Origin of the sequence: Streptomyces sp. NPDC046881, assembly GCF_040645015.1 — a bacterium.
Classification (GTDB): Bacteria; Actinomycetota; Actinomycetes; order Streptomycetales; family Streptomycetaceae; genus Streptomyces.
Genome location: NZ_JBEYXJ010000068.1, coordinates 1 through 25,473 on the forward strand (window position 1 = coordinate 1; position 25,473 = coordinate 25,473).

Below are 25,473 nucleotides of genomic sequence, written 5' to 3' on the forward strand. Positions count from 1 at the left end.
GGTCTCCTTCACAGGTGCGGCGCGGATGGGGCTGTGCACCGTGCAGCCGCCGACAGTCGTTGCAGAGTCGCCTGGGGGCTTCGAGTTCGCTCAGGCCTTCCCGCCCGACCGCGCCGGCCTTCGAAGACCGCCCACGCACGTCCCCACCCGACGCCGGCCCGCCCGCGGTCTCGCCTGCCGTCCGACCGCCCGAGCTCTCGCCCGGAAGCCGGTCTCCCGTGGTCTCGTCCGCGAGCCGGCCGCCCGTTGTCTCGCCCGCGAGCCGGTCGGCCGATCCCCCGCCGGCAACTTGTCCGCCCGCACTCTCGCCCGCCGGCCGGCCACCCGCGCTGTCATCGGCCATCCGGCCACCCGCGCTCTCGTCCGTGAGCCGGGTGGTCGAGGCCTCGGGCGAGGTGCGGGGTGTGTTCGGGCTCGTGCTCGGTTCGCCGGGGAGGTGTTCGTCCGGGCGGGGTTTTCTCGGGGTGCGGTGGGCCGGATACGCGTCGCCCGGGGACCACTCGTCCCTGTCCGGCGACTCCTGCTCCGGCGTCCACTCGTCCCCCGCGGGACGGGTGAAGCGTTCGGTGCGGTGCCGGTCGCCGCCGGGGCCGCTCGTCCTGTCCGTCATGGCGTTCAGCTCTCCTTCGGTCGGCTCCGGTGCGGAGCCCACGGCGTGTGGGAGCGGGCGTGGGAGTGGGTCGCGGCGGCCGGCGCCGGACGCTCCGCACCGGCCGGGGCCCGGTGCCGGCCGGGCTCGGTGCTGGTCAGCTCGTCGAAGAGCGCGCGCGCACCGAGCAGCGCCGACCGCAGTTCCTCGGTCCCCGCGCCGGACTCGTCCGCCCCGCCGCCGACGCCCGGGCGGGCCGCCCGGTGCACCTGCCGGTAGCCGTCGACGTGCTCGGGGTGGTGCACGGACAGCGCGGCGAGCTGCTCCTCGTACCGGCCGCCGTCCGGATAGCCCCGCACCGCGGCGAGTTCCGCGAGCAGCCGGTCGGCCTCGGCCACCGCCTCCCGGGGCGATTCCACGAAGTGTTCCTGCACGGCGGTCCAGCGGTCCGCGTACCGCTGCCGCTCGGCGCCGTCCAGCGGCCGCTCCCGCAGGTCACCATGGCGTTCGACGCGCTCGGCAAGCTCTCGTTCCGCAGCCTTGGTGTCCCCGTCGTGCAGGGCCACGGCCCGCTCGTACTCGGGCCCGAAGCGCCGCTTCAGGCTGCTCCCGCCGTGCCTGCCGCGGCTGCGCACGACCAGGGTGGCCGCACCGACGACCACGACCGCTGCGATCACGATCAACAGAATGATCAGGCCTGTGGACATGGTTGCCTTCCGCTCGGGCCGGCCCCGCTGGCCGGTTCTCCCTTCGGGTGACCCGGAAGCAGGCCCACAAACGGTTCGCGGGGGCCAGGGCGGCTCCGGACAATGGCGGACATGACATGGACGATCGCTCCGGAGTCGTACGACTCCCCGGCCGCCGCCGCCCTGTGGCGGGCGTACTACACGGAGGTCAGCGACCGCTGGTACCTGCTGCACGAGGGGCACCGCACCGACCCGGCCGAACTGGAGCGGGAGATCGCCGCACGGCCGGGCACCGATCTCGCCCCGCCGGGCGGTCAGTTGCTCCTCGGACGGTACGACGGCACGCCGGCCGGCTCGGCGGGCGTACGGCTGCTGGACCCGGACACCGCCGAGCTGACCCGGGTGTTCGTGCTGCCGGAGCAGCGCGGCCGGGGCGGGGCCCCGCTGCTGGTGGCCGCCGCCGAAGAGGCCGCGCGGGCTCTGGGTGCGCGGCGGATCGTGCTGGACACCCGCAGCGACCTGGTCGAGGCCCGCGCCCTGTACGCCCGGCTCGGCTACACCGAGACCGGCCCGCACAACACCGACCCGTACGCCGAACACTGGTTCCGCAAGGAGCTGGTGCCCGTGCGGGCCGTCAACTGACCTTCGTCACCGTGCCGTTGTGCGGGCGTTCGCTCTCGGCGCCGCAGAGTTCGCCGGTGAGGTCGCGGACCAGCCGGGTCAGGTCGGTCTCGCGGCCGGGCTGCCACCAGTCGCCGAGCAGTTCGGCCAGGGACTCCTCACGGGCCGTGGCGAGCCGTTCGGCGACCTCGCGGCCGGTGTCGGTCAGGGCGAGGTCCAGGCCCTGGCGTTCGGCGAGCCGCCGTTCCTCGACCTGGCGGGCGGCGGCCATGACCGCCTGGAGCGGGACCGGGCTGCGCTCGGCCAGCACCGCCGGTTCCACGGAGCCGTAGCGGCGCATGCGCAGCAGCATCCAGCTGGCGGCGGGCAGCAGGTCGTACCCGGCCCGCCGGGTGATCTTCAGGTAGATCTCGCGGCGGCCCTCCCGGGTGCCGAGCACGGACAGGGAGCGGCACACCTCGTCGTAGGAGGAGCGCTCGACCGGGTTGGGCGGGATGGTCTCGGAGACGTCGGGTGCGGTCACCGAGCCGCGCAGCCGGTCCTCCTTCAGGAACCAGGCCAGCACGAAGCCGAGGAGGGCGACGGGGGCGGCGTAGAGGAAGACGTCGGTGATGGCGGACGCGTAGGCGTGCAGGGCCGCCGGGCGCAGCGCGGGCGGCAGGGCGGCGATGCCCCGCGGGTCGGCCTTCAGCGCGTCGGTGCTCGCGCCGGCCGGCAGGCGCACGCCCCGGAAGGCGTCGGTGAGTTTGTCACCGAGACGGCTCGCGAAGACCGTGCCGAAGATGGCCACGCCGAAGGAGGCGCCGATGGACCGGAAGAAGGTGGCGCCGGAGGTGGCGACGCCGAGATCCTCGTAGGAGACGGCGTTCTGCACGATGAGCACCAGGACCTGCATGACCAGGCCGAGACCGAGGCCGAACACGAAGAAGTAGGCGCTCATCTCGGCGGTCGGGCTGTGCTCGTCGAGCCGGTGCAGGAGCAGCAGGCCGAGGGTGGTGACGGCGGTGCCGGCCACGGGGAAGACCTTCCAGCGGCCGGTGCGGCTGACGATCTGCCCGGAGACCGTGGAGGACAGCAGCAGGCCGACCACCATGGGCAGCATGTGCACGCCGGACAGGGTCGGGGAGATGCCGTGCACGACCTGGAGGAAGGTCGGCAGGTAGGTCATCGCGCCGAACATGGCGAAGCCGACGATGAAGCTGATGACGGCGGCGAGGCTGAAGGTGCGGATGCCGAAGAGTTTCAGGGGCAGCACGGGCTCCGCGGCACGCCGCTCGACGGCGACGAACGCCACGGCCAGCAGCACGCCCAGCACGGCGAGCCCGATGATCTGCGCCGAGTCCCACGCCCAGGTCGTACCGCCGAGCGAGGCGACGAGCACCAGGCAGGTGGCGACGGAGGCGATCAGGAACGTGCCCAGGTAGTCGATGACGTGGTGGGCGGTGCGGCGTGGGATGCGCAGGGCGACGGCGATCACGGCGAGCGCGACCACGCCGACGGGCAGGTTGACGTAGAAGACCCAGCGCCAGCTGAGGTGCTCGGTGAACAGCCCGCCGAGCAGCGGTCCGAGGACGCTGGTCGCGCCGAACACGGCCCCGAACAGGCCCTGGTAGCGGCCGCGTTCGCGGGGCGGCACGAGGTCGCCGACGATCGCCATGGACAGCACCATCAGCCCGCCGCCGCCCAGGCCCTGCAGCGCCCGGAAGGCGATGAGCTGCGGCATGTTCTGCGCCATGCCGCACAGCGCCGAGCCGATCAGGAAGATCACGATGGCCGTCTGGAACAGCCGCTTGCGGCCGTACTGGTCGCCGAGCTTGCCCCACAGCGGGGTCGCGGCGGTCGAGGCCAGCAGATAGGCGGTGACGACCCAGGAGAGGTGCTCCAGGCCGCCGAGGTCGCTCACGATCGTCGGCAGCGCGGTCGACACGATGGTCTGGTCGAGGGCGGCGAGCAGGAGCCCGAGCAGCAGGGCGCCGATCGGCACCAGCACACTGCCCGGGACGTGTTCGCCGCTGCTCACGTCCTTCACCGTGCCATGCGTGTCCAGGGCCATGGAGACCTCCCGGGGCTCGGGGTGCACCTCTTCCATCGTGGTGGGTGTCACCACTTATGGCCTGTCGAGTCCTGCGGAGGCGGAGGTGATCCGCATACTCTCTGAAGTTCCCGAGGGGAGGGGAATCAGGCGTGACGGGAGAACAGGGCACCAGGTGCCCGGAGTGCGGGGCTCCGAGGGGGGCGGACCACACGCCGTCGTGCGACTGCACCGAGCGGGCCGCCGAGGCACTGCGCGAGGCACGCACGGCCGAGGCAGCGGCGGCGGAGGACTTCGACCCGCTGCGCATACGTCCGTACGTGGAGGTCCCGGACGCGGCACCGCCCGCCCCGCCGGCCGCGCCCCAGGCCGGGCAGCCGCCCCACCCCGCCCCGCCGGACACCCCCACGCAGCCGCTTCCCGCCGTCGCCCCCGAGCCCGCCCCGCCCGGGCGCCGCTCCCGCCGCACCCTGCTGCTGGCCGCCGGGGGCGCGGGCACGACGATCGTCGCGGCCACCGCGTTCGCCCTGCTCTCGTACCACGCACCGGCCCACGACCGAGGCGCTCAGGAGATCAGGGAACGCATCCCGACGGCCTCGACCCGGCCGCCCACGCCGACGCACACCCCCGTGCCCCCACCGGCCCCCCGCACCACGGCACCCTCCGCTACACCGACACCTACACCGACCCCCACCTCGGCGTCACCGTCCCCCTCCCCCACGCCCTCTCGGACGCCCTCGCCGACCCCGTCCCCCACGACGGCGTCCCCCACCCCGATCACCACGCCCGCCATGGCACCGGTCCTCCGGCGCGGCGACACCGGCCCCGAGGTCACCGAACTCCAGCAGCGCCTACGCGAACTGAACCTCTACGGCGACCGGATCGACGGCGTCTTCACCCGTCCCGTGGAGGACGCGGTACGCAACTACCAGCTCGCCCGGGGGATTCTGGGCGACACGCCGGGCGAGTACGGGGCGGCGACACGGAGGAGCCTGGAGGCGGAGACAACGGAACCGTGAACCGGGACGCGGGCACCCGGCAGCGCCGGCCGCCGGACCCGCCTCAGGGGCACGGGGAACCGCGCGAGCCGTTCTGACGCAGCCGCACCCGAACGGCCGGCGCGTCCCGGCTCAGCCCAGGCGCAGGCGCACCCGAACGGCCGGCGTCCCGGCTCAGCCCAGGCGCAGGCGCACCCGAACGGCCGGCGCGTCCCGGCTCAGCCCAGGCGCAGGCGCACCGTGCCGTCCGGCAGTGCCTCGACCGCGACCTGCGTGAGGTCCCGCACCGCCACGTCCGGCCCGTGGGAGACCGCTCGCGGCCCGACCCCCACCACGGTCATCCCGGCGGAGCGTCCCGCCGCGATCCCCGCCCCGGAGTCCTCGAAGACGACACAGTCCGCCGGGTCGACGCCCAGCTCGGCGGCGCCCTTGAGGAAACCCTCGGGGTCCGGCTTGCTCGCGCCGACCGACTCTGCGGTGATCCGCACGGGCGGCAGCGGCAGCCCGGCGGCGTTCATACGGGCGGTGGACAGGGCGACGTCGGCGGAGGTCACCAGCGCGTGCGGAACCCCGTGCAGCGCGGCGAGGAAGACGTCGGCGCCGGGGATCCGGACGACGCCGTCGGTGTCGGCGGTCTCCTCGGCGAGCATGCGGGCGTTGTCGGCGAGGTTCTCCTCCACGGGCCGGTCGGGCAGCAGGACGGCCATGGAGGCGTGACCCTGACGCCCGTGCACGACCTGCATCACCTCGTCGCCGTCCAGTCCGTGCCGCGCGGCCCAGCGCCGCCAGATGCGCTCGACCACGGCGTCCGAGTTGACGAGGGTGCCGTCCATGTCGAGCAGGAGGGCGCGGGCGGTGAGGACGGTGGGCGTGGCGGTGGCCGGCATCGGCAGCTCCAGACGGAAACAGGCCCTGTGCGGGGAGGGACAAGGCGGCCCCGCCCGCCGGTCAGGGAAAACGGGCGGGAGCCACTTTGTTCCTCCACGGTACAAAACCTGCCGGGCTCCCGCCACCACCCCCGGCGAGCGTTCACCCGGCGTTCAGCTCAGCCGCTCACGGCCTCCCACAGGCTCCACACGCCGAGCGCCAGCATGAGCAGCGCCGCGATCTGCGTGATCAGCCGCAGCGGCACCCGCTTCATCAGGGCCTTTCCGCCGACGATGCCGAGCCCGGCGACGGCCCACAGGCCCAGCACCGCGCCGAGACCGACGGAGATCGGGTCGTCGTAGCGGGCGGCCAGGTTGGCGGTCATGATCTGGGTGAGATCGCCGAACTCGGCGACCAGGATGAGCATGAAGCCGGTCCCGGCGACCTTCCAGAAGGACTGGTCGGCCGGCTTCTTGATCTCCTCGTCGTCCTCGTCCTTCTTCAGCAGCAGCATCGCGGCACCGCCGAGGAAGAGGACGCCGGTGAGGGCGTGCACGATCTGCTGCGGGAGCAGGGTGAGCACGCTGCCGGCCGCGACGGCGAGCACGACGTGCAGCAGGAAGGCGGCGGCGACGCCCGCGAAGACGTACGAGGCGCGGTAGCGGGTGCCGAGGACGAGGCCGGCGAGCGCGGTCTTGTCCGGCAGTTCGGCGAGGAAGACGACGCCGAAGACGAGCGCCGTCACGGTGATGCTGATCAAGGTCCCTCAATCGGTCGGGCTGCCCCACCGAGAGTGCGGTACGTCACGCGATGACACCTCGGCACGGCAGCGCACTCGGCGCCCGCGCCGGGGGGCACGGGCGTGCACTGCTTGCCGAAGGTCTCGCTGGCGGGCCGCGCTGGAACGCGGTCCGCCTCCGGGCGCCGGCTCAGGCTCGCTGAGCAGTATGTCGACGGTCCGGCGAAGAGCTACTCCCCTTCTGCGCTCCCCATCGTACGGGATGTGAAAGTTCCGCCGTCAACCTTGTCGTGACATGCGCACGTCACTAACTTCTAACCGAGCGCTCACCCCCCGGCAACGCGGCACCGCGAGCATTCCCTCGCCCGTGCTCCAACGCCCCGACCCCACAAGGGAGTTCACGCATGTCCAGATTCTACGCGCGTCGACGGACGAGCATACTCGCGGCCCTCACCGGCCTCATCGCCTCCGTCAGCCTGTTCAACTCCCCGAGCGCCTCCGCCGCCCTCCCCACGCCGGTCAGCGCCGCCACCGCCCGCAGCTACCTCGCCCAGCTCACCGTGGCCACCGAGAACCGCACCGGGTACAGCCGGGACCTCTTCCCGCACTGGATCACCATCAGCGGTGCCTGCAACACCCGCGAGACGGTCCTCAAGCGGGACGGTACGAACGTCGTGACCGACTCCTCCTGCGCCGCGACCAGCGGAAGCTGGTACTCCCCGTACGACGGCGCCACCTGGACCGCCGCGGCCGACCTCGACATCGACCACCTCGTGCCGCTGGCCGAGGCCTGGGACTCCGGGGCGAGCAAGTGGACCACCGCGCAGCGGCAGGCGCTCGCCAACGACCTCACCCGGCCGCAGCTGATCGCCGTGACCGACAACGTCAACCAGGCCAAGGGCGACCAGGACCCGGCGACGTGGGTGCCGTCGCGGACGGCGTACCGGTGCACGTACGTGCGGGCGTGGGTGCAGGTGAAGTACTACTACAACCTGTCGGTCGACTCGGCCGAGAAGAGCGCGCTGACGAACTACCTGGCGAGCTGCTGAGGCTTCGCGGTCGCGCGGCAGGGGTTCGGCCGCCTGTAGGGGTTCGGCCGCCTGCTGGGGTTCGACCGCCCGCTGGGGTGCGGGGCCGCTGTGGCCGGCCTCGCCCCCGCGGCGGGGCCGCAGACCGAACACAGCCCCACGCCCCTGCGGGGCCGTCGCGGCCGGCACCTACAGCGCGCCGCACGCCCGCGGACAGCTGATCGCGTCCCTGCGGCGGGGTCGCGGAACGGGCACAGCCCCAGCTCCAGGGAGCTGCCGCGGCCGGCACCCCCAGCGCACCCCACGCCCGGGAACAGCCGATCACGCGCCCGCGGCGATGCCGCAGACCGAACACAGCCCCGCGCCCCGGGAATCCGCCAAGGCCGACACCCCCAGCGCACCCCACGCCCGGGAACAGCCCATCGCGCGCCCGCAGCAGGGTCGCAAACCGAGCACAGCCCCGCGCCCCGGGAATCCGCCAAGGCCGACACCCCCAGCGCACCCCACGCCCGGCAACAGCCCATCGCGCGCCCGCGGCAGGGTCGCAAACCGAGCACAGCCCTGCGCCCCAGCGCACCGCACGCCCGCGGCGGGGTCGTGGAGCGCAGGCGGTTCAGGAAGCCGGGCGGCGGCGGACCAGGAAGCCTGCCGCCGCTCCGGCGCCGAAGAGGGCGGCCAGGGAGATGGCCGTGGAGAGCCAGGTGGCGCCGAGCCACTGGGCGCCGTAGTAGCCGAGGGCGACGCTGTAGCCGGCCCAGGACAGGCCGGCCAGGGCCGACCAGGGCAGGAAGTCGCGGGCGCGGCGGTGGGCGGCGCCCGCGCAGAAGGAGACGATCGAGCGGCCGGCCGGGGCGAAGCGGGCCAGGACGACCAGCGCACCGCCGCCCCGGGCGAGGGCCTCACCGAGACGTTCCTGCGCGCTGGTCAGGCGCCGGGAGCGGGCTATCGCCCGGTCCAGGCGCTCCCCGCCGCGCCAGGCCAGCCGGTAGGCGACCAGGTCGCCGAGGACGGAGGCGGTCGCCGCGGACAGGATCAGGGCCAGGATGTCCGGCACCTCGTGCGGGACCTGGCCCGCCGCTGCGCCGGAGCCCGCCGCCGCCGTGGCGGCGGTGATGACGAGGACACCGCTCGGGAGCACCGGCAGGAACACGTCGAGCAGCACCGACAGGGCCACCACGGCATAGATCCACGGTCCGGCCGCCAGCGACCCCACGCTTTCCAACACCACGACTCCTGTCACTCCCCCGTTGACAGCCATACAGCGTACGCGGGGGGTGTGACAGGAGGTTCGCGGGGGGTTTGCGGGGCGATCACAGAGGGTTCACACGGCGCCCCGCCCCCGTGTACCGCAGGTCAGGCCGCCAGCGGGCGCCGCTTTGCCGCGGGCTTGCCGTCCGCCGCGGTGCGCCGGCCGAGGAGCCGGTCCACGCCGAAGGCGCCGGAGCCGGTGAAGACCAGCAGGAAGAAGCCCCAGCAGAACAGCACGGACAGCTCGCCGCCGTTCTGGATGGGCCACAGGGCCGCCTGCTGGTGGACGTCGAAGTAGGCGTACGCCATCGAACCGGAGGCGACCAGCGCGGCCCCGCGGGTGCCGAGGCCGAGCAGCACCAGGCCGCCGGCGACGAGCTGGATCACGGCCGCGTACCAGCCGGGCCAGGTGCCGGCCGCGATCGTGCCGCCGTTGCCGCCCGCGGCGCCGCCGAGGACGCCGAACAGGGAGGCGGCGCCGTGCACGGCGAAGAGCAGGCCGAGGACGATGCGGAAGAGCCCGAGCACGTAGGGCTGAGCGGAGTTGAGACGTGCGGACATGAGGGGATTTCTCCTCTTCGGTGTCGGTCGGGCCGGCCGGGGACTGAGCAGGCCGGTCGTGGGGGCGGCGGTACCGAATGGGAGACCCAGGTTAGGCGAACCTAATCAATGCTTGCAAGTTCAACATCTGACACGGCCGACGGCCGGACGCCTGGCACGCCCGCCCGGTGCACCCCCTCCGTGGGCGCACTGAAGACGAAATACCTGAGATACAGGGCCTGTTGACGGGATGTGCGGACGGCACCCGCCGTCCGGACCGGCAGCCCGACGGGCAACTCGTCGGCCGCACACCGCAGATCGAACCCGAGGAGCCGCACCCCCATGACAGTGGCCGCACGGGCGACCGAGCGGGGCGCGCGCGACGAAAGGGCTCACACCCTCGCGATCGGGGCGGAGTCGACCGTCACACCGGTACGCCGCGGACACGACCCCGCGGCCCCCGGGAGACGCCGCTACTCCACCCCTCCGACCGACCGCCCCCGCACTTCCAGCCCCCCGAGCAGTTCCGCCGTGGCCTCGGCCACCGCGGCCACCGCCCGGTCGAAGACCTCGCGGTTGTGGGCGGCGGGGGCACGGAAGCCCGAGACCTTGCGTACGTACTGCAACGCGGCCGCGTGGATCTCCTCGCCCGTGGCCTCATCGGGCAGGACGGGCGGGCGCAGCGTCTTGATGCTCCGGCACATGCGCCCAGTCTCGCGCACCCGCCCGCTCCCTGCGATGATCACCGCCGAGGCGGCCACCGACAGCCGGGGCCGACCAGCGAAGGGAACAACCCCATGACACACCCGCTCACCGTGGCCGTCCTCGGCCCCGGCGGCACCGGCGGCCTGCTCGCCGCCCTGCTGTCCCGCTCCGGCCACCGCGTGATCTGCCTGGCCGGCGAGAGCACCGCCGACACGCTGCGCCGCACCGGCATCACGGTCCGCAGCAGGCAGTTCGGCGACTTCACGGCGCCCGTCGAGGCGGACACCGCACTGCGCGAACCGGTGGACGCCTGCCTGGTCACCGTGAAACACACCGCGCTCGACGCCGCCCTCACCCGGGTCCCGCCCGCCGCCCTCGGCGACGCGCTGCTCGTCCCGCTCCTGAACGGCGTCGAACACCCCGGCACCCTGCGTGCCCGCTACCGTCCCGACCGGGTCGCCCCGGCCGTGATCCGTGTCGAGTCCACCCGGATCGCCCCGGGCGTGATCGAACACGGCAGCCCGTTCACCGAGATCGACCTGGCCGGGGACGCCGTACCCCGCGCCCGCCTCGACACGCTGGCCGGCCACCTCACCGCCTCCGGCACGACCGCGCGCGTGGCCGACGACGAGACGGCGGCCCTGTGGGCCAAGATGGCCTTCCTCGCCCCATTCGCCCTGCTCACCACCCGGTACGGCGTCCCGCTCGGCACGGCCCGCACCCGGCACCGGGACGAGCTGGAGGCCCTGGTCACCGAGACCGCGGCCGTCAGCCGCGCCTGCGGCGGCCCCGCGGACCCGGCCCAGGCCCTGGCCCGCTACGACTCCTTCCCGCCCGCCACCAAGTCCTCCATGCAGCGGGACGCCGAGGCTGGCCGCCCGCTCGAACTCGACGCGATCGGCGGGGCGTTGCTGCGCGCGGCCGAGCGGCACGGGGTGGCGGTGCCGGTGACGGAGCGGCTGGTGCGGGAACTGGGGGCGGGCGGCCACTCGTTCGACTGAACCCGTGCCCGAAGCCGCCGTACGGCCTCGCCATCGAAAATCGAACAGGCGTACCATTGCGGCGTGGCTACGACCTATGAATTCCCCAGTGACCTCCTCGCCGGTCAGGAGGAGCTGCATCAGGTCCGGGCCGAGCTGTCGGCCCTGCTCAAGCGGCTGCCCTGGTCGGTCGAGCCGATGGACGGATTCAGCGACGACACCGGCTGGCGCAAGGTGGAGCGGCCCGCGTCACCGGGCTGGACGGAGGACGAACAGGCCGAGGTGGAGAAGCTGCGGCGCCGAGAACACGAACTCGCGGTCTTCGTCAGCACCCACCGCTTCTGGGCCGAGCTGGCGGCAGCGGACCGCGTGGAGGCCCGCACCCGCCTGAAACACGCCCACGAACAGCCGGCGCAGGACTAGAACACGGAAAAGCCCCTCGGAACAATCTCCGAGGGGCCGACCCGGTGGGCGCGGACGGTTTCGAACCGCCGACATCCTGCTTGTAAGGCAGGCGCTCTACCCCTGAGCTACGCACCCGCTGCCCCAGAGCTACGCACTCGGGGCAGGTCGACAGCCTACCTTGCCCGGACGGCTGCGCGGCAAACGGGAGAGCGCCCGAGACCGCAGGGACCGAGGTCACCGGTGTCCGCGGGCGGAAAGTCACGGTGCGTACAGCGAACTGACCGGCCCGTGTGTTCGTCTTCCACGGGTGGGAGAATGGCACCACCCAGCGCGAACCACGGCACGGGAGAGGGATGTGACGGCGACACCGGGCACGCCAGCGATACAGCCGTACCCGTCGTCGTCCGTCGTGCGGGAGCGGCGTGGGCCGGGGGCGCTGCGGGATGCGGTGGTGCTGATGGGGCTGCCCGTGCTGGTCGCACTCGCGTTGCCCGCGGCGTTCGCCAGTGGTGGGACGCGGCGCTGGTTCGGTGGGCGGGCGGAGAGTCAGCGGGCGGATGCGCAGGCCGCGAAGGACGCGGCGGCGACGGCGTTCTACGAACTCGACACCGCGCAGCGGGACCTGCGGATCTCCGTCGAGACCATCGCGGCGGTGGACGACTCCCCGGCCGCCCGGCGTGCCGTCTCCGACTTCGAGGCGCTCGGCCGCCGGATCGACGAGGCCAGCCGGCGGTACATCCAGGCCGTCGACGCCCATGACCTGGACCGGGACGACCTGGAGGCCGGCGTCGCCGCGCGGGCGCGGGCGGAGCTGAGCGGGGCCAGGGACGAGTTGGTGCGGGTCCGGCAGGAGCTGGACCGGTTCGGTGACTCGCTGGGGCCGCTGCTGGGCAAGGCGGAGACGCAGCTGGCCCGGCTGGCGCCGGCGGTGGAGCGGGCCCGGCAGTCGTTGCTGGCCGCGAGCAACGCCCTGGACGCCGTACGGGAGAAGAGGCTGAGGGCCGATGAGCTGGCCGCGCGGCTGGCGGCGCTGGCGCCGGAGCTGACCAGGCTGAACCAGGGTGCCGGGCGGCACGGGGTGCAGGCGACGCTGGAGCGGGCCGAGCGGGTGCAGCGGGAGGCCGGGGCGATCCGGGCGGAGGCCGAGCGGCTGCCGGAGCGGGCGGCCGAGATCGATCACCGGCTGGTGAGTCTGCGGACCCGGGCCGAGGCGCTGACCACGCGGGCGGGGCAGGTGGAGCCGGTGCTGAGCGAGCTGCGCCGCCGGTTCGCCGCCGCGTGCTGGCAGGATCTGCAGCAGGTGCCCGCGCAGGCCGCGGAGAACGTGCGGCAGGCCGAGCTGCGGCTCGGCGAGGCGCAGGCGGCGCGGGAGGCCCAGCGGTGGGCGGACGCGACGTCGCTGCTGTCGACGGCGCGGGCTTTGTTGAACGCGACCGACGAGGCGGTGTCGGCCGCCGGTGACCGGCTGGGCCGGTTGAACGCGGTGCAGAAGGATCCGCAGGCGGAGATCGAGCGGACCCGGTTCGCGATCCGGGACGCCCAGCGGCTGGCCATGACGGGGCGTACGACTCCTGATCCGCGGCATGCGCGGCCGCTGGACGAGGCGGTGGCCCGGCTGGAGCGGGCGATCGGCACGCTGGAGGGGCGGCACCCGGACTACTGGCGTTTCCTGACGGAGACGGACGGGGTGCGGCGGGCCGTGGCGCGGGTGGTGGCGCAGATCCGGGAGGAGCGCGGCGGCGGACACTGACCGTGGCGGCGGGCACTGACGTGCGTGTTGCCGGGTGGTGCGGGGCAGCGGATATTAAGAGGACGGATGGCCTCCGCTAGCGCCCGAGGGAGGCGGACATGGCCACACACGCAGTGCACTCGAGGAACGACCGGTCGCGGATCCGGCTGGACGACCATCTGCCGGTGGACCACCGGCTGAACCTGGTCTACCGGATCGGTGCGGGCCTGATCGGCGCGTTCCTGGTCGTCTTCGGCATTCTGGGCCTGGTCAACCACATCGGCTTCTTCAGCATCGGCGGTGACACGGTCGCCGGGCTGAACAGCAACGGCGCGCTGAGTGTGCTGTCGATCTGTATCGGCGCGGTGCTGCTGGCGGGCATGGTGATCGGCGGGAACGTCGCGTCGACCCTGAACATGGTCCTCGGCGTGCTGTTCCTGCTGAACGGCTTCCTGTTCCTCGGCCTGCTGGACACGGACAGCAACTTCCTGGCGTTCAAGCTCCAGAACGTGTTCTTCAGCTTCATCGTGGGCCTGTTGCTGATGACTTTCGGCATGTACGGCCGGGTGGGTCATGCCCTGCCGCACGACAATCCGTACTGGCGGGCCCGCCACCCCGAGACCTCCCCGCAGGAGCAGCGCGCGCGGCCGGAGGGGCCGGTGCGGCAGGAACAGCGGGAGGTGCCGGAGCGGCGGGGTCCGCGTCAGCCGGGACCGGGTCAGGTCCTGTAGGCGTAGAAGGCCGCGGTCGGGTACGAGGCGACGAGGCTGGCCACCGACCTGTTGTAGGTGTTGGTCGAGTGGTAGCTCACGTACGGCACGCCCCGGCGGTCCCGGTAGGTGACGATCATCGTGTGGTCCTTGGACCCGTCCCGGTTGAAGTCCATCTGCAGCACGTCGCCGAGGTCCAGCTGGTAGACGTTGGCGAGGCTGGTGGCCCGCTTCGAGGACAGGGCGAACCAGGAGAACTCGTTGACGCCGACGAACGAGTCCGACTGGATGTCGGAGTTCCCGAACCACTTGTGGAAGTCGTACGTGTAACCGGGTACGTGCTTCCAGCCGCCCGCCTTCAGGGCCTGGCTGACGAAGTTGGTGCAGTCGCCGCCGGCGCCGTGCCCGTTGAAGTCGGGGTAGGCGGGGTTGTAGTTGTTCCAGTACTGCTGGGCGTACGTGACCATGGCCTTGTAGTCGTAGCCGGTCGCGGAGAAGTTCTTCGCGTTGGCCGGCGCGGGCCAGGTGGTGGCGGAGCGGGTCGCCGAGGGCGGGCCGTCGTCCTCGCCGGTGGTCTTCACCGAGGTGACGGCGGGCTTGGCGACCTGGTTCACCGCGAGGTAGCCGTCGTCGGTGTCCCGGATGCCGGTGAGCTGCCAGGTGCCGTGGCGGTCGGCCTGGAAGGTCAGCTCGTGGTGGGCCTGGAAGCCGGTGGACTTGGGGCCCTTGGCGGGCGCCTTGTCGTAGGCCAGCGTGGTGGTCTCGGTGACGGCGACCTTGGCGCGCCGGCCCTTCACCTCGGTGGCGTCGAGCGTGACCTTGGTGCTGCCGGCGCGGTACGTCTCGCCCAGCCGGGCGAGCTTGCTGCGGCGGTCGCGCAGCGTGTCCAGTGCGGACCTCTCCTCGCGGGTCTGTCCGCCGGACAGGCGCACGGATCCGGAGAAGCCGGACGCGTGCCGGGTGTCGGCCTTGCCGGCGCCGTCCACGAGGGCCTGGGTGCGGTCGGTGAAGACCGCGTCGGCCAGCCGCTGGAAGGTCGCCTTGGTGGCCGCGTCCACCGTCGGGTCGTCGGTCACGGCCGCGCCCGCGCTCCAGTTGGGCACCAGGGCCACGCCCGCGACCACGGAGGCGGCCGCGGCGGTCACTATGGCGGTACGGCGCCGTCCACGGCTCAGTCTTCTAGATTTCAATGATGTTCCCCTCTACGCCGGTACACCTACCGGGCGAGGGGCATCTTGCCACGGCTGGTGCGGCGGATGTGAAGGGGGTTGCACAAGTGGAACGTCCGGCGCGTACTTGTTACTTGACGACGGCGGACCAGTCGGGCGACTGGGCGGGGTCGAGGGTGCGCAGGGCGGCCAGGGTCTGCGGCTTCTGGGCGTCGAGCCAGTCGGCCAGTTCCTTGAAGGAGACGCACTTGACGCCCTTCTTGGTGCAGACGTTCCTGACCACCTGGTCGATGGACTTCATGTAGATGCCGCCGTTCCAGTCCTCGAAGTGGTTGCCGATGAACAGCGGGGCGCGGCTGCCGTAGTAGACGCGGTTGAAGCCGGCCATGTAGGAGTCGACGGTCTGCTGTTCCCACTGCGGGAACTTGGCCGGGTCGCCCTGGGTCTCGCCTTCGGACTGGTTGTAGAGGAAGTTGAAGTCCATGGACAGGCCCTGGTACTTGCCGCTCTCGTACGGCAGCATCTGGAGCGGGAAGTCCCATATGCCGTTCTTCTTCGAGGGCCATATCTGGAAGTCGCCCGGGGAACTGGCGTCGTAGCGCCAGCCGTAGCTCTTGATGGCCTTCAGCAGGTTCGGCTGGCCCTCCAGGCAGGGCGCCCGGCCGCCGGCGACCTCCTTCTTGAAGTCGAAGGGCAGCGGCGGGAGGTCCTTGAAGCCGGTGTTCGTCTTCCAGCGCTCGACGAAGGAGTAGAACTGGTCGATCTCGCTCTTCCACTCCTTCACGCTCCAGTCGCCGCCGCCCTTGGCTCCGCAGAAGTGGCCGTTGAAGTGGGTGCCGATCTCGTTGCCGTCCTCGTACGCCTTGCCCAGCTGTTCCACGGTGGTGCGGATGTGGTCGTCGGTGGCGTAGTCGATCGCGGCGTCGCCCGGGGAGTGCATGGGGCCGTGGTACAGCGCCTTCTTGTTCTTGGGCAGCAGGTAGATGCCGGTGAGGAAGAAGGTCATGTGGGCGTTGTACTGCTCGGCCAGCTCCCGGTAGTGGGAGAACAGGTGGTCGCTGCCCTCCAGGGCGCCGTCCCAGGAGAAGACGACGAACTGGGGCGGTTTCTCGCCGGGCTTGAGGGGTACCGGTTTCAGCTGTCCCTTCTGCGGGCCGGTGTAGGAGGTGGAGCCGTCGCCGAGGACCTTGGTCTTGCCGTCCCACTCCGGGGTCGGGCTGGCCTTCGGGGCGGTGGTGGGCTTCTTGCCCGCGACGGCGGCCGGGGTGCCGCTGCTGTCCGTGCCGGACAGCGCCAGGAACCCGGCCACCAGCGAGGCCACGACGAGGAGCGCGGCCAGCGTCAGGATCTGCGGCCGGGTGGCACGGGGTGCAGTGCGGCGGGCGGCTCGACGGCGGCCCGAGGACGACATCTTGCGGGGCATGCGCGGCTCATTCTGCGGAAGGGGAGGGTGCACGGGCCCGGCTCAGCCGAGGCCCGTCGCTGCCGACCAGAGGGCATACGGGACGCTGTGGGCGGATGTGCCGGCCAGGCCCTCGAGCGGCAGGGGCTCCAGGGACTTGGCCAGGTCGATCCGGTAGACGACGATCGCGGTGGACACGGAGTCGGCCGTGCCGACGTACCAGGCGGCGGTGTCCTTCTCGGTGGTGCCGGCCTTCCCGGACACCCCCGTCCGGCCGGCCGCCTCGGGATGGGCGGTGCGGAAGGAGTCGGTCAGCGCCTCGGTGACCTCCTCGGCCACCTTCTCGCCGATCGCGCGCTTGGGGCGCGGGGTGGCCAGCGGGACCGGGGAGCCGTTGCGGGTGATCCGGCGCACCGAGTACGGCTCGGTGTGGGTGCCGCCGGCGGCGAAGGTGGCGTAGCCGCTGGCCATCCGGATCGCGCTGGGCGTGGAGTTGCCCATGGACAGGGCGGGCACCTGGGGGCCGAAGCTGGAGGGCAGCAGTCCGGACGCCTCGGCGGTCTGGCGCACCTTCTCCAGGCCGGTGTCCATGCCGAGCTGCATGAACGGCGTGTTCACCGACTTCGCGAGCGCCTCGCGCAGGGTGATCTGCCCGTACGACCTGCCGCCGTCGTTGTGGGCGGAGACCTTCTTGCCGCTGCGGTCCCAGTAGGGGCCCTCGGGCGTGGTGACGGGCACGCCGTCGTCGCCGTCGTAGACGCTGTCCGGGGTGACGGGGGTGGCGGGCCCGCCGCGGGTCTTGTGCACACCGTGTTCGAGTCCGGCGGCGTAGACGAAGGGTGTGAACGCGGTGCCGGCCGGGACGGTGGTCGCGTTGGACTCGTTGTAGCCCTGCTTGCGGTGGTCGGGGCCGCCGTAGACGGCGAGGATCCGGCCGTCCGGGGTGACCGAGGCGGCGCCGTAGTGGCCGTCCCGGGCCGCCGCCGGGTTGTCCCGCCGGGCCTGCTTGCGGGCCTTGGTGACGGCGTCGGTGAGCGCCTTCTCCCGCTTGCGGTCGAAGGTGGTGTAGATCTGGTAGCCGCCGAGGTCGAACTGCTTGTCCGTCAGGTGTCCGGACTTCTTGGCGTACTGCGAGGCGAGTTCGACGAGGTAGTCGCTCTGCGCGCCGGTGTTGTACAGCGGGTTGCTCTTGAGCGGTTCGGGGAACTCGGTGTACTTGGCCCGTTCCTGCGGCGACAGCTTGCCGATCTTGACCATGCGGTCGAGGATCCAGGTCCAGCGCTCGGCGGCCCGCGCGTGGTTGGCCTTGCTGAGCGTGGGGTCGTACAGGCCGGCGCCCTTGAGCAGTCCGGCGAGCATGGCCGCCTCGGAGGCGTTGAGCTTGCCGACGTCCTTGCCGTAGTACGCCTGGGCGGCGCGCTGGATGCCGTAGCTGCCGCGGCCGAACCAGCTGGTGTTGAGATAGCCCTCGAGGATCTGGTCCTTGCTCATCTTGTTGTCGAGCTTGAGGGCGATCATCGCCTCGGTGAATTTGCGGCTGATCGTCTGGTTCTGCGTCAGGTAGACGTTTTTGACGTATTGCTGCGTGATGGTCGATCCGCCCTCGGTGTCTCCCTGGCCGAGCGTGCGGAACACCGCGCGGGTGATGCCCTTGGCGGATATGCCCGGGTCCGAGTAGAAGCTCTCGTTCTCGGCCGCGAGCACCGCCCAGCGGACGTCCTCGGGTATGTCCTTCAGCGGCATCGCCTGGCGCTGCACCCAGCCGGTCCGGGCCATGGGCGTGCCGTCGGACCAGAAGTAGACGTTGTCCTGCTGGGTGGCGTACGAGTTGAGGTTGTCCGGTATGTCCGTCATGGCGTACGCGGTGACGAGGAACGCGCTCAGCAGGCCGAACGAGGTCAGGGTGGCGCCGATCCACTGGCGCCAGGAGGGCATCCAGCGGCGCCAGCCGGTGCGGCCGGGCCGCGGGTAGACGGGTTTCAGGCGGCGCGCGTACGGGGCTATCCGGCCCCAGTACGGAGCCAGCGGCGCGAGCAGCCGGCCGGCCGCGGCCATGGCGGCACTGCGCTCCCGCTCGGCCGAGCGCGCGGTACGCCGGCGCTCGGCCCGGCCGCCACCCGGCGCGGACGGCTCCGGCGGCGGGGGCACGCGCAGCTGCATGGTCTCGTCCGCCCTGAGGGCGTCGACTCTCAGATGCAGGGTCTCGTCAGCGCCCAACGGCTTCTCGCCACGGCCACCCCCCATGGGGCCGTCCTCCCCCTGCGACGCATCGGTCACGCCTGCGTCTCCCTCCGCACTAGGTCTTGCTCGCGCGGGTGAGCTGAGCATCCTCGCAACGGCGTTCACAAATTATCAGTAAGGTTTTCGAATCCCCCGCACATATGCCGGATAGAAAGCAACACTCATGAAACATTGAGATGCCGCCGGCGGGGTCTTGACGGTTAACCTGGGGCCATGCCTCGCTACGAGTACCGCTGCCGGACCTGCGGCGACACGTTCGAACTGAACCGTCCGATGGCGGAGTCCGCCGCCCCGGCGAGCTGCCCCGCGGGCCACGACGACACGGTGAAGCTCCTGTCGACGGTGGCCGTGGGCGGCGTGTCGCGCGGCTCCGCCCCGGCGTCCGCACCCCAGGGCGGGGGCGGCGGGTGCTGCGGCGGAGGCTGCTGCGGCTGAACGGGGCCGGATCTGCACGGGGCCGGTCCGCACGGGACCGGTCTGCACGGAGCGGGGTCTGCACGTGTTGATCTACGGGTGCCGGCGTGCGGGTGTTCACCCACAGCCGTCGGCCGACGCCCGTCGCCCCACGGTCGTCGACCCCCGCGCCCGCTCCCCCCGCGCCGCCTCCAGGAACTCCCGCACGATCCGCTCTCCCGCCAGCACCCCGCGCTCCGGCAGCGCGGCGATGCCCGGCGCGGACCAGCCGCTGTCGGCCAGTTCGCCGTGGGCGGGGCGCCAGCCGCGGTCGGCGGCGAGCAGCAGGTCGGCGTCGAGCAGGGAGTCACCGGCGGCCAGGGTCAGCTCCGCGCCGGTGCGCCGGGCGACCTCGCGGACGGCCGCGCTCTTGGTGAGCGGCTTCGGTACGGCGTAGATCTTGCGGCCCTGGAGGGACACCGTCCAGCCGCGGTTCTCCGCCCACACCGCCAGCTCCTTCACCCAGTCCCCGGGCAGCAGCTCGCGCTCCACCACCAGGTAGGCGAACAGGTCCTCGGCGATCCGGTGCTTGCGCACCCACACCGGGTCGGCGGAGCGCAGCAGGTGCTCGCTGACCTCCGCCAGCGGCGCGCACTCGTCGGCGAGCCGCGCCTGCACGCGCGCGTGCCAGCCGGCGTCGGTGACCCCGTCGACCAGCAGGTGCCCGCCGTTGGCGCAGATCGCGTACGCCGGCGGCGGACCCGGCAGGTTGATGCGCTGGTACTGCTTGCGCGTCCGGGTCGTCGTCGGCACGAACACGGCCGCGTCCCCGAGGTCGGTCAGCAGCTGGGCCGCGGTCTCGGTCATGTACGAGAGCGGCTTGGCCTCGTGCACCTCCACGCACAGCAGCCGGGGCGCCCGTGCGTCGGGCATGGTCAGCGCGAGGGCCGCCGAGGAGTAGATCAGCGTACGGTCGAGGTCGCTCGCCACCAGCACCGGCATCAGACGTTCACCGCCTTGCCGTCGGCGCCCGTCGCGCCCCGCGTGTACTGCGGGTGGATCAGGCCGACACAGGTGTACGGCAGGTCGCCGACCTCCTCGACCGGCACCCCGCGCTGCTCGGCGAGCAGCCGTACATGGTCCAGGTCGGCGCCCGCCCCGGCCCGCGCCAGGATCTTCCACGGCACCCGGCGCAGCAGCACCCGGGTGGTCTCGCCGACGCCCGGCTTGACCAGGTTGACGTCGTGGATGCCGTACTCCTCGCTGATCCGCTCAACGGCCCGCCAGCCCGCCCAGGTCGGGGTGCGGTCCGCGGCCAGCAGCTCCTTCACCGCGCCGTCCACGCCGTCGGCCACCTCGGGGAAGCGTGCGGCGACGGCGTCGAGGAAGGCCACCGAGACGTCCGCGCCCGCGAGTTCGCGGTAGAACTTGGCGCCGTGGAAGTCGTGCGGGCCGACCAGGTCGGCGCGCAGGACCGTGCGCGAGATCAGGCCGGAGACGGTCGAGTTGAGGCAGGCGGAGGGGATGAGGAAGTCCTCGCGGGTGCCGTAGGTGCGCACGCAGGAGCCGGGGTCGGCCAGGACGGCGATCTCCGGGTCGAACCCGGTGACTCCCTCGGCGGCCTCGAACTCCTCGACGGCCGCGGCGAGTTCCCGGGTGATCGCGCCCTTGCCGGTCCAGCCGTCGACGAAGACGACGTCCCGGGGGTCGTGGTGGGCGGCGAGCCAGCGCAGCGCGTTGGCGTCGATGCCCCGGCCGCGCACGATCGACACGGCGTAGTGCGGGAGTTCCAGGCCGTGCCGGAACTGCGCCCAGCGGCGCATCAGGATCCCGACCGGGGTGCCCGCCCGGGCCAGGGAGACCAGCACGGGGCGGGGCGACCGCTCGGTGACGACGGTCTCGGTGACGACACCGACGGCGTGCGCGAGCCGGGCGGCCGACGCGTCCAGCGCCGCTTGGAACAGCTCCTGGTACTGCTCGCTGGGCTGGTACTCCACCGGCAGCGACTCGGCGTAGTGCGCGCCGCCGCTCTGGATGGCCTCCTCCCGCTCCTCGGTCGGCGCCTCCAGGGTCACGTCGGACAGGTCCTGGAGCAGCCAGCCGACCTCCTGCGGCGCGTACGAGGAGAATGCGGGGCCACGGAGGGGCTCGGGCAGCATGAGCGGCCTTTCGGGAGCATGCGGGACGTACGACGGTACGACCGCGAGCAGGACGTGCGGGACGTGCGCGGCGAGGCGGGCGAGCAGGCCGTCGGGAGCGTGCAGGGCGGGGGTGTCGGCGACGGAGTCGACCACGGCGACGACGGCGTCGAAGCCGGCGCCGGCCACGTTGTACGCGTATCGCTCGCCGGGACCGTCGGCCGGGTCGTCGTGGGCGGGGAAGACCAGACGGGTGCGGATCGCGTACCCGGGGTCGTCCACCGCGAGGACCGGCGAGCGGGTGGTGGTGGAGAACCGCACCTCGGCGTCCACCCCCTGCTCCAGCTCACGGGCGAGCCGCAGCGGGGCGTACATCAGCTCCTCGAAGCCGAGCACCAGCACCCGCCGGGCGCCGGCGGGCAGGGCCTCGCGGACGCGCCCGGCCATGGCGGGCAGCGCCGCCTGGAGCCGGGCCCGGTGGGCGGGGGTGAAGCCGTGCCGGCCGCCGTCGGGCAGACTGGCCGGCCAGCGCAGGTCGACCCTTGCGACGCGGCCCGGCCGACGGGCCCCCTCGGGGGCGCGGGCCGCCTCGCCCGGCCCGGACCCGGCGGACTCGTGGTGAGCCACCAGTTCCCGGCCCTTCTCCAGCACGCCCTCCGGCAACCGCACGGTCCCGGACGCGGCGGCGACGAGATCCACCCGCGCCCCGATCTCCTGCGCGAACCGCTCCAGCCGCGCGGAGTCCTCGGCCGACCGCATGTCGACCAGCGCCACCACCACGTACCGCTCGCGCGGGTACCGCTCGTGCAGGTCGCGGATGGTGTTCACCACGGTGTTACCGGTGGAGAACTCGTCGTCCACCAGCACCAGCGGCCCGTCCCCGGCCAGCAGCCCCGGGTCCTCCGGCAGCAGCAGATGCGACGTCGCGTGGGAGTGCGACTCCTCGAAGCCGCCCGCCGGGGCGATGCCGGGGACAGGCCGGCGCGTGGAGTGCAGATACGGCACCGCACCGAGACCGTCGGCAACGGCGTGCCCCAGCCCCGTCGCGGTCTCCGCGTACCCGAGGACGACGGCGGTCCCCGCCTCTGCCCCGCCGAGCAGCTCGGCGACCCGCCGGCCCAGCCGGAACCCGTGGTCGTAGACCACGGCCGGCGACTGCGGCACGTGCTTGCCGAGGACGTTGGAGACCAGCAGGTGGGCCCGCTTGGGGTTGCGCCGCAGGGCGAGCCCGAGCAGCGCCGGCAGCGCGTCGTCCCCCACGAGCCCGACCCCGAGTCGCTCGGCGACCCAGCTGCCGGACCAGACCCCGTCGTTCACTGCGTTGTTCATGCGTTCCTTGGAGAGGTGGCGAAAGGTTCAGCCGGGTATGCCGGCGGCGAGCAGTTCCACGAAGCCGACGTCCTCGTTGGCGACGCCGAACACCTCGGCGCGCAGGAGGGTCCGCTCCGCCCAGGCGCGGTGCGGTTTCACTTCGTTCATCTTGTTCGTGTAGGCCGACCGGAGTACACCCCCGCCGCCGCGTTCCGGCCGCAGGATGTCCTGGGCGTCGCTGAACTCCTCGTGGCTGACCACTGAGAGCGCGTGCACGGGCAGGACGTGGGAGGGGTGGATGCAGGTCTTGCCGAGCAGACCGTTGGCCTGGTCGAGGGAGATCTCCCGGAGCAGTCCGTCCATGGCGTGTTCGATCAGCCTCTCGCGCAGCTCGACGGCCTGCATCTGGAGGAAGGGGCTCTGCCGGAGCTGCGGCTTGAACATGCGCTCGGGTACGCGGAAGTACTCCCAGACCGGGCCGGTGACGGTGAAGCCGGTGCCGTCGGCACGGCCGAGCATGTTCACGACGTCGGCGATCACGGAGGCGACGATCTGGACGTCGTACGCCGTCATGTCGGGGGCGCGGCGCAGGCCGTAGGAGGAGCAGAAGTCGGTGACGCCGAGGCGGAGGGCCAGCACCCGGTCGCGGTACTTGTCGACCGCGCGGAAGATGCCCTCCAGGGTCTCCACCCGCGACTCGCGGTAGAGCAGCTCGGGGGACTCCAGGACGGGCATGGCGAAAAGTCGCCGGCCGCAGGCCTTCTCGGCGGTGGTGAGGGCCTCCAGGAAGGGGATGCCGCGTTCCTCGGTGAACTTGGGCAGCACGAACCCGGACAGCAGGCGCACGGGCGGGCCGAGGCGGCGGACCAGGTCCGGTATCTGCTCGGGGGTGCGGACCCGGATGAACAGCAGGGGCGGCTCCGCCCCGGGCCGGGCGGCGAGATCGGCGAACTGCCGGACGAGGTTGTCCTCGCCGGCCCCGACGTCCGCGTCGTCGATCGAGTCCTCCAGGCACAGCACCATCGAGACCACGCCGTTGCCCGCCTGCTTGACGATGTCGTCGGCGAGCCGCGGCCGGGTGGCCGGGCTGTACAGCGTGGCGCCCAGGGCCGCGGAGAGCAGCCGGGCCGGGGAGTCGGCGGTGAACGCGCACGGCTCCTGATGGAAGAGGCGCTGCCGCACCTCGGGGGCGATGTGCCCGAAATGACGCATAGGACTCCCTCGGAGCGCGAGCCGATCCTCTGGATTCGGTAAAGGGTGGCCGGTAATAGTACGTAGGGATCCATGTCCGAAGTTCCCTGCGCGCATGAATTTCCGGTAACCCACCCGTGTCGCCGCCAACCCCCCGCATTGTCGTGACCAGGACCGAGAGGGCAGGATGACCGCATGACGCACGCGATGCTGAAGGGGTCGAACGTCCCGCTGGAGGCCACCACGGTGCGCGCCGTGCTGCGCTGGACGCCCGGGCAGGGCGTCCCGGACGTGGACGTGTCGGCGCTGCTGCTGGGCCCCGACGGCCGTGTGCGCTCCGACGAGGACTTCGTCTTCTACAACCAGCCCCGGCATCCCTCCGGGAAGGTGTGGCGGCTCGGCAAGAAGCGGGTCGCCGAGGGCCTGACCGACACCATCCAGACAGACCTCTCCGCCGTGGAGCCGGGGGTCGGCCGGATCCTGCTGGTCGCCTCCGCGGACGGGGTCGCCTTCGACCAGGTGCCGGCGCTGTGCATCCTGCTGTACGACGCCGCGGTCGCCGGCGGGGAGCCGCTGGCCCGGTTCGAGATCAAGCCGGAGACCGGCGCGGAGACGGCGCTGATCTGCGGTGAGCTGTACCGGCGCGGGGAGGGCTGGAAGTTCCGGGCGCTGGGCGAGGGCTACTCGAACGGGCTGAAGGGGCTCGCCACGGACTTCGGTATCTCGGTGGACGAGTCGGAGGCGGCGGAGGAGCCCCCGGCCGACCCGACGTCGTCCCAGCCGTTGCCTCCCGAGCTGCCGACGCCTCCGGAGCCGCCGACGGCTTCGGTGCCGGCGCAGCCGCCCGCGTACGGCTACCCGCAGCCGATGCAGGCGCCGGTGGCCGTGGCGGGGGACGCGTACTTCCGGCTGCCGCCGCAGGGTCCGCAGTTCATCGGGCGGTAGGGCACCGAGCGCCCCGCACGGGGCGTTTCACCGGTCCGCCTTCGTCTTGTAGCCCCGGCCCCACTGCAGGCCCCAGCCGTAGAGACGGTCGAGTTCGCCCTGGAAGCCGTAGACGAACTTGACCTCGCGGCGGACGATCAGTTCCCCCTTGACGTTCTCGATCATGACGACGGCGCAGGAGCGGGCCTGCGGGTGGCGTTCGTCGAGGCCTATCTCGATGCGGGGGCCGTTGCTGGGGTAGAGGGTGACGACGGCGTGGGTACGGTCGAAGGCGGGGGTCTGGTCGTAGATGTAGACGAAGACCAGCAGCCGCTTCAGGGCGTCGCGGTGGTCGAGATTGACGTACATCGTCTCGCCGGACGCCGAACCGAACCGGTCGTCTCCGCTGAGTTTGATGTACGGCGGTGCGTTGACGTCGCCGAGATAGCCGCCGAGGGGCTGTACGACCCCCTTGGTGCCGTCGGTCAGCTCGTACAGGCAGCCCAGGTCGAGGTCGACGTTGACCATGCTCTGCCCGTGGCCGAGGACCTCCGGCGGCTTGAGGGCCTTGAAGGGGTGCCGGAACAGGCTGGTGCGCTGGCTCGCGTCGAAGTCGGAGGTCCGCATCCGCCAGGAGAGGTTCACGCGCAGGTGGCCGGTGGCCGCCTCCTGCCTGGTGAGGGACACCGTCTGGTGCCGCCTGGTCAGTTCGATGGCGTTGGTCGACGCGTTGCCCGAGTCGAAGTCGGCGGCGCGCCCGCCCAGCAGTCCGTCGAAGAATCCCATTCCCGCCCCCAGGTACCCGTTGTGACGCCGACGGGGCGGCC

23 protein-coding genes and 1 tRNA gene are annotated in these 25,473 nt (G+C 72.4%); 9 read left to right on the top strand and 15 right to left on the bottom strand.

What is annotated here, in order from left to right; all coding sequences use genetic code 11:
• Window positions 1-615: 615 nt before the first annotated feature.
• Complete coding sequence (locus tag ABZ923_RS27185; protein ID WP_361476399.1) at window positions 616-1,296, bottom strand: hypothetical protein; 681 nt, start codon at window positions 1,294-1,296, stop codon at window positions 616-618.
• 111 nt (window positions 1,297-1,407) lie between these two features.
• Between ABZ923_RS27185 and ABZ923_RS27190 the strand changes: the two genes are divergently transcribed.
• Entirely contained in the window at window positions 1,408-1,917 is a 510-nt protein-coding gene (locus ABZ923_RS27190; RefSeq protein ID WP_361476401.1) for a GNAT family N-acetyltransferase, read from the top strand.
• On the opposite strand, the gene ABZ923_RS27195 is transcribed toward ABZ923_RS27190, so the two are convergent.
• Window positions 1,910-3,949, bottom strand: a complete 2,040-nt coding sequence (locus ABZ923_RS27195) for an MDR family MFS transporter (RefSeq protein ID WP_361476474.1) — start codon at window positions 3,947-3,949, stop codon at window positions 1,910-1,912. The two genes, ABZ923_RS27190 and ABZ923_RS27195, sit on opposite strands and share 8 nt — an antisense overlap.
• 131 nt (window positions 3,950-4,080) lie before the next feature.
• Here ABZ923_RS27195 and ABZ923_RS27200 point away from each other — a divergent pair, with 131 nt between their 5' ends.
• Entirely contained in the window at window positions 4,081-4,947 is an 867-nt protein-coding gene (locus tag ABZ923_RS27200; RefSeq protein ID WP_361476403.1) for a peptidoglycan-binding domain-containing protein, read from the top strand.
• 197 nt (window positions 4,948-5,144) lie between these two features.
• Here ABZ923_RS27200 and ABZ923_RS27205 read toward each other — a convergent pair whose 3' ends face one another.
• Both ABZ923_RS27205 and ABZ923_RS27210 read right to left on the bottom strand, forming a co-directional pair.
• The gene (locus tag ABZ923_RS27205) at window positions 5,145-5,813 is read right to left on the bottom strand and encodes an HAD family hydrolase (protein ID WP_361476405.1); all 669 of its coding nucleotides are present in this window, start codon (window positions 5,811-5,813) and stop codon (window positions 5,145-5,147) included.
• A gap of 158 nt (window positions 5,814-5,971) precedes the next feature.
• Entirely contained in the window at window positions 5,972-6,553 is a 582-nt protein-coding gene (locus ABZ923_RS27210; RefSeq protein WP_361476407.1) for a TMEM165/GDT1 family protein, read from the bottom strand.
• A gap of 383 nt (window positions 6,554-6,936) precedes the next feature.
• On the opposite strand from ABZ923_RS27210, the gene ABZ923_RS27215 reads away from it, so the two are divergent.
• Window positions 6,937-7,581 carry an HNH endonuclease family protein gene (locus tag ABZ923_RS27215; RefSeq protein ID WP_361476409.1) on the top strand — a complete coding sequence of 215 codons (645 nt, stop codon included), beginning with the start codon at window positions 6,937-6,939 and terminating at the stop codon, window positions 7,579-7,581.
• A 592-nt stretch (window positions 7,582-8,173) separates the two neighbouring features.
• Here the strand turns inward: ABZ923_RS27215 and ABZ923_RS27220 are convergent.
• The 3 genes from ABZ923_RS27220 to ABZ923_RS27230 form a co-directional block, all read right to left on the bottom strand.
• Window positions 8,174-8,785 carry a VTT domain-containing protein gene (locus ABZ923_RS27220; protein WP_361476411.1) on the bottom strand — a complete coding sequence of 204 codons (612 nt, stop codon included), beginning with the start codon at window positions 8,783-8,785 and terminating at the stop codon, window positions 8,174-8,176.
• Between the two features lie 128 nt (window positions 8,786-8,913).
• Window positions 8,914-9,369 carry a DoxX family protein gene (locus ABZ923_RS27225; protein ID WP_361476413.1) on the bottom strand — a complete coding sequence of 152 codons (456 nt, stop codon included), beginning with the start codon at window positions 9,367-9,369 and terminating at the stop codon, window positions 8,914-8,916.
• Window positions 9,370-9,821: 452 nt separating this feature from the next.
• Window positions 9,822-10,052, bottom strand: coding sequence for a DUF2277 domain-containing protein (locus ABZ923_RS27230; protein ID WP_361476415.1), 231 nt, complete (start codon window positions 10,050-10,052; stop codon window positions 9,822-9,824).
• Between the two features lie 93 nt (window positions 10,053-10,145).
• On the opposite strand from ABZ923_RS27230, the gene ABZ923_RS27235 reads away from it, so the two are divergent.
• Together ABZ923_RS27235 and ABZ923_RS27240 are read left to right on the top strand one after the other, a co-directional pair.
• The gene (locus ABZ923_RS27235; RefSeq protein ID WP_361476417.1) at window positions 10,146-11,054 is read left to right on the top strand and encodes a 2-dehydropantoate 2-reductase; all 909 of its coding nucleotides are present in this window, start codon (window positions 10,146-10,148) and stop codon (window positions 11,052-11,054) included.
• Between the two features lie 63 nt (window positions 11,055-11,117).
• Window positions 11,118-11,456: a hypothetical protein gene (locus ABZ923_RS27240; protein ID WP_361476419.1), complete on the top strand. Its 339-nt coding sequence runs from the start codon at window positions 11,118-11,120 to the stop codon at window positions 11,454-11,456.
• 45 nt (window positions 11,457-11,501) lie between these two features.
• Here ABZ923_RS27240 and ABZ923_RS27245 read toward each other — a convergent pair.
• Window positions 11,502-11,573 (bottom strand) — tRNA-Val (locus tag ABZ923_RS27245).
• 220 nt (window positions 11,574-11,793) lie between these two features.
• On the opposite strand from ABZ923_RS27245, the gene ABZ923_RS27250 reads away from it, so the two are divergent.
• Together ABZ923_RS27250 and ABZ923_RS27255 are read left to right on the top strand one after the other, a co-directional pair.
• Window positions 11,794-13,188 (top strand): hypothetical protein, encoded by a 1,395-nt coding sequence (locus ABZ923_RS27250; protein ID WP_361476421.1) that lies wholly within the window; start codon window positions 11,794-11,796, stop codon window positions 13,186-13,188.
• A gap of 98 nt (window positions 13,189-13,286) precedes the next feature.
• Window positions 13,287-13,898, top strand: a complete 612-nt coding sequence (locus tag ABZ923_RS27255; RefSeq protein WP_361476423.1) for a DUF4383 domain-containing protein — start codon at window positions 13,287-13,289, stop codon at window positions 13,896-13,898.
• Here ABZ923_RS27255 and ABZ923_RS27260 read toward each other — a convergent pair.
• The 3 genes from ABZ923_RS27260 to ABZ923_RS27270 form a co-directional block, all read right to left on the bottom strand.
• A complete protein-coding gene (locus ABZ923_RS27260) occupies window positions 13,886-14,989 on the bottom strand; it encodes an amidase domain-containing protein (protein ID WP_361476476.1) in 1,104 nt (367 codons plus the stop codon). The two genes, ABZ923_RS27255 and ABZ923_RS27260, sit on opposite strands and share 13 nt — an antisense overlap.
• 187 nt (window positions 14,990-15,176) lie before the next feature.
• The gene (locus ABZ923_RS27265) at window positions 15,177-16,469 is read right to left on the bottom strand and encodes a hypothetical protein (RefSeq protein WP_361476425.1); all 1,293 of its coding nucleotides are present in this window, start codon (window positions 16,467-16,469) and stop codon (window positions 15,177-15,179) included.
• Window positions 16,470-16,511: 42 nt separating this feature from the next.
• A complete protein-coding gene (locus tag ABZ923_RS27270) occupies window positions 16,512-18,608 on the bottom strand; it encodes a transglycosylase domain-containing protein (protein ID WP_361476478.1) in 2,097 nt (698 codons plus the stop codon).
• 294 nt (window positions 18,609-18,902) lie between these two features.
• Between ABZ923_RS27270 and ABZ923_RS27275 the strand changes: the two genes are divergently transcribed.
• Window positions 18,903-19,124, top strand: a complete 222-nt coding sequence (locus ABZ923_RS27275) for a zinc ribbon domain-containing protein (protein WP_361476427.1) — start codon at window positions 18,903-18,905, stop codon at window positions 19,122-19,124.
• A gap of 96 nt (window positions 19,125-19,220) precedes the next feature.
• On the opposite strand, the gene ABZ923_RS27280 is transcribed toward ABZ923_RS27275, so the two are convergent.
• The 3 genes from ABZ923_RS27280 to ABZ923_RS27290 are packed head-to-tail and all read right to left on the bottom strand — an operon-like array spanning window position 19,221 to window position 23,743.
• Window positions 19,221-20,084, bottom strand: a complete 864-nt coding sequence (locus ABZ923_RS27280; RefSeq protein ID WP_361476429.1) for an HAD family hydrolase — start codon at window positions 20,082-20,084, stop codon at window positions 19,221-19,223.
• Window positions 20,084-22,549, bottom strand: coding sequence for a phosphoribosyltransferase (locus tag ABZ923_RS27285; RefSeq protein ID WP_361476431.1), 2,466 nt, complete (start codon window positions 22,547-22,549; stop codon window positions 20,084-20,086). Before ABZ923_RS27285 ends, ABZ923_RS27280 begins: the two co-directional genes overlap by 1 nt.
• Before the next feature lie 27 nt (window positions 22,550-22,576).
• Window positions 22,577-23,743 (bottom strand): HpcH/HpaI aldolase/citrate lyase family protein, encoded by a 1,167-nt coding sequence (locus tag ABZ923_RS27290; protein ID WP_361476433.1) that lies wholly within the window; start codon window positions 23,741-23,743, stop codon window positions 22,577-22,579.
• A gap of 174 nt (window positions 23,744-23,917) precedes the next feature.
• On the opposite strand from ABZ923_RS27290, the gene ABZ923_RS27295 reads away from it, so the two are divergent.
• Entirely contained in the window at window positions 23,918-24,667 is a 750-nt protein-coding gene (locus ABZ923_RS27295) for a TerD family protein (protein ID WP_361476435.1), read from the top strand.
• Window positions 24,668-24,694: 27 nt separating this feature from the next.
• On the opposite strand, the gene ABZ923_RS27300 is transcribed toward ABZ923_RS27295, so the two are convergent.
• Window positions 24,695-25,432, bottom strand: a complete 738-nt coding sequence (locus tag ABZ923_RS27300; RefSeq protein WP_361476437.1) for a Tellurium resistance — start codon at window positions 25,430-25,432, stop codon at window positions 24,695-24,697.
• Window positions 25,433-25,473 lie beyond the last annotated feature (41 nt).

What these genes read in the sequence shown, in the direction of transcription:
- ABZ923_RS27185 (WP_361476399.1), bottom strand. Translation starts at nt 1,296, where the DNA reads ATGTCCACAGGCCTGATCATTCTGTTGATCGTGATCGCAGCGGTCGTG.
- ABZ923_RS27190 (WP_361476401.1), top strand. Translation starts at nt 1,408, where the DNA reads ATGACATGGACGATCGCTCCGGAGTCGTACGACTCCCCGGCCGCCGCC.
- ABZ923_RS27195 (WP_361476474.1), bottom strand. Translation starts at nt 3,949, where the DNA reads ATGGCCCTGGACACGCATGGCACGGTGAAGGACGTGAGCAGCGGCGAA.
- ABZ923_RS27205 (WP_361476405.1), bottom strand. Translation starts at nt 5,813, where the DNA reads ATGCCGGCCACCGCCACGCCCACCGTCCTCACCGCCCGCGCCCTCCTG.
- ABZ923_RS27215 (WP_361476409.1), top strand. Translation starts at nt 6,937, where the DNA reads ATGTCCAGATTCTACGCGCGTCGACGGACGAGCATACTCGCGGCCCTC.
- ABZ923_RS27225 (WP_361476413.1), bottom strand. Translation starts at nt 9,369, where the DNA reads ATGTCCGCACGTCTCAACTCCGCTCAGCCCTACGTGCTCGGGCTCTTC.
- ABZ923_RS27230 (WP_361476415.1), bottom strand. Translation starts at nt 10,052, where the DNA reads ATGTGCCGGAGCATCAAGACGCTGCGCCCGCCCGTCCTGCCCGATGAG.
- ABZ923_RS27235 (WP_361476417.1), top strand. Translation starts at nt 10,146, where the DNA reads ATGACACACCCGCTCACCGTGGCCGTCCTCGGCCCCGGCGGCACCGGC.
- ABZ923_RS27255 (WP_361476423.1), top strand. Translation starts at nt 13,287, where the DNA reads ATGGCCACACACGCAGTGCACTCGAGGAACGACCGGTCGCGGATCCGG.
- ABZ923_RS27265 (WP_361476425.1), bottom strand. Translation starts at nt 16,469, where the DNA reads ATGCCCCGCAAGATGTCGTCCTCGGGCCGCCGTCGAGCCGCCCGCCGC.
- ABZ923_RS27270 (WP_361476478.1), bottom strand. Translation starts at nt 18,608, where the DNA reads ATGCAGCTGCGCGTGCCCCCGCCGCCGGAGCCGTCCGCGCCGGGTGGC.
- ABZ923_RS27275 (WP_361476427.1), top strand. Translation starts at nt 18,903, where the DNA reads ATGCCTCGCTACGAGTACCGCTGCCGGACCTGCGGCGACACGTTCGAA.
- ABZ923_RS27280 (WP_361476429.1), bottom strand. Translation starts at nt 20,084, where the DNA reads ATGCCGGTGCTGGTGGCGAGCGACCTCGACCGTACGCTGATCTACTCC.
- ABZ923_RS27285 (WP_361476431.1), bottom strand. Translation starts at nt 22,549, where the DNA reads ATGAACAACGCAGTGAACGACGGGGTCTGGTCCGGCAGCTGGGTCGCC.
- ABZ923_RS27290 (WP_361476433.1), bottom strand. Translation starts at nt 23,743, where the DNA reads ATGCGTCATTTCGGGCACATCGCCCCCGAGGTGCGGCAGCGCCTCTTC.
- ABZ923_RS27295 (WP_361476435.1), top strand. Translation starts at nt 23,918, where the DNA reads ATGACGCACGCGATGCTGAAGGGGTCGAACGTCCCGCTGGAGGCCACC.
- ABZ923_RS27300 (WP_361476437.1), bottom strand. Translation starts at nt 25,432, where the DNA reads ATGGGATTCTTCGACGGACTGCTGGGCGGGCGCGCCGCCGACTTCGAC.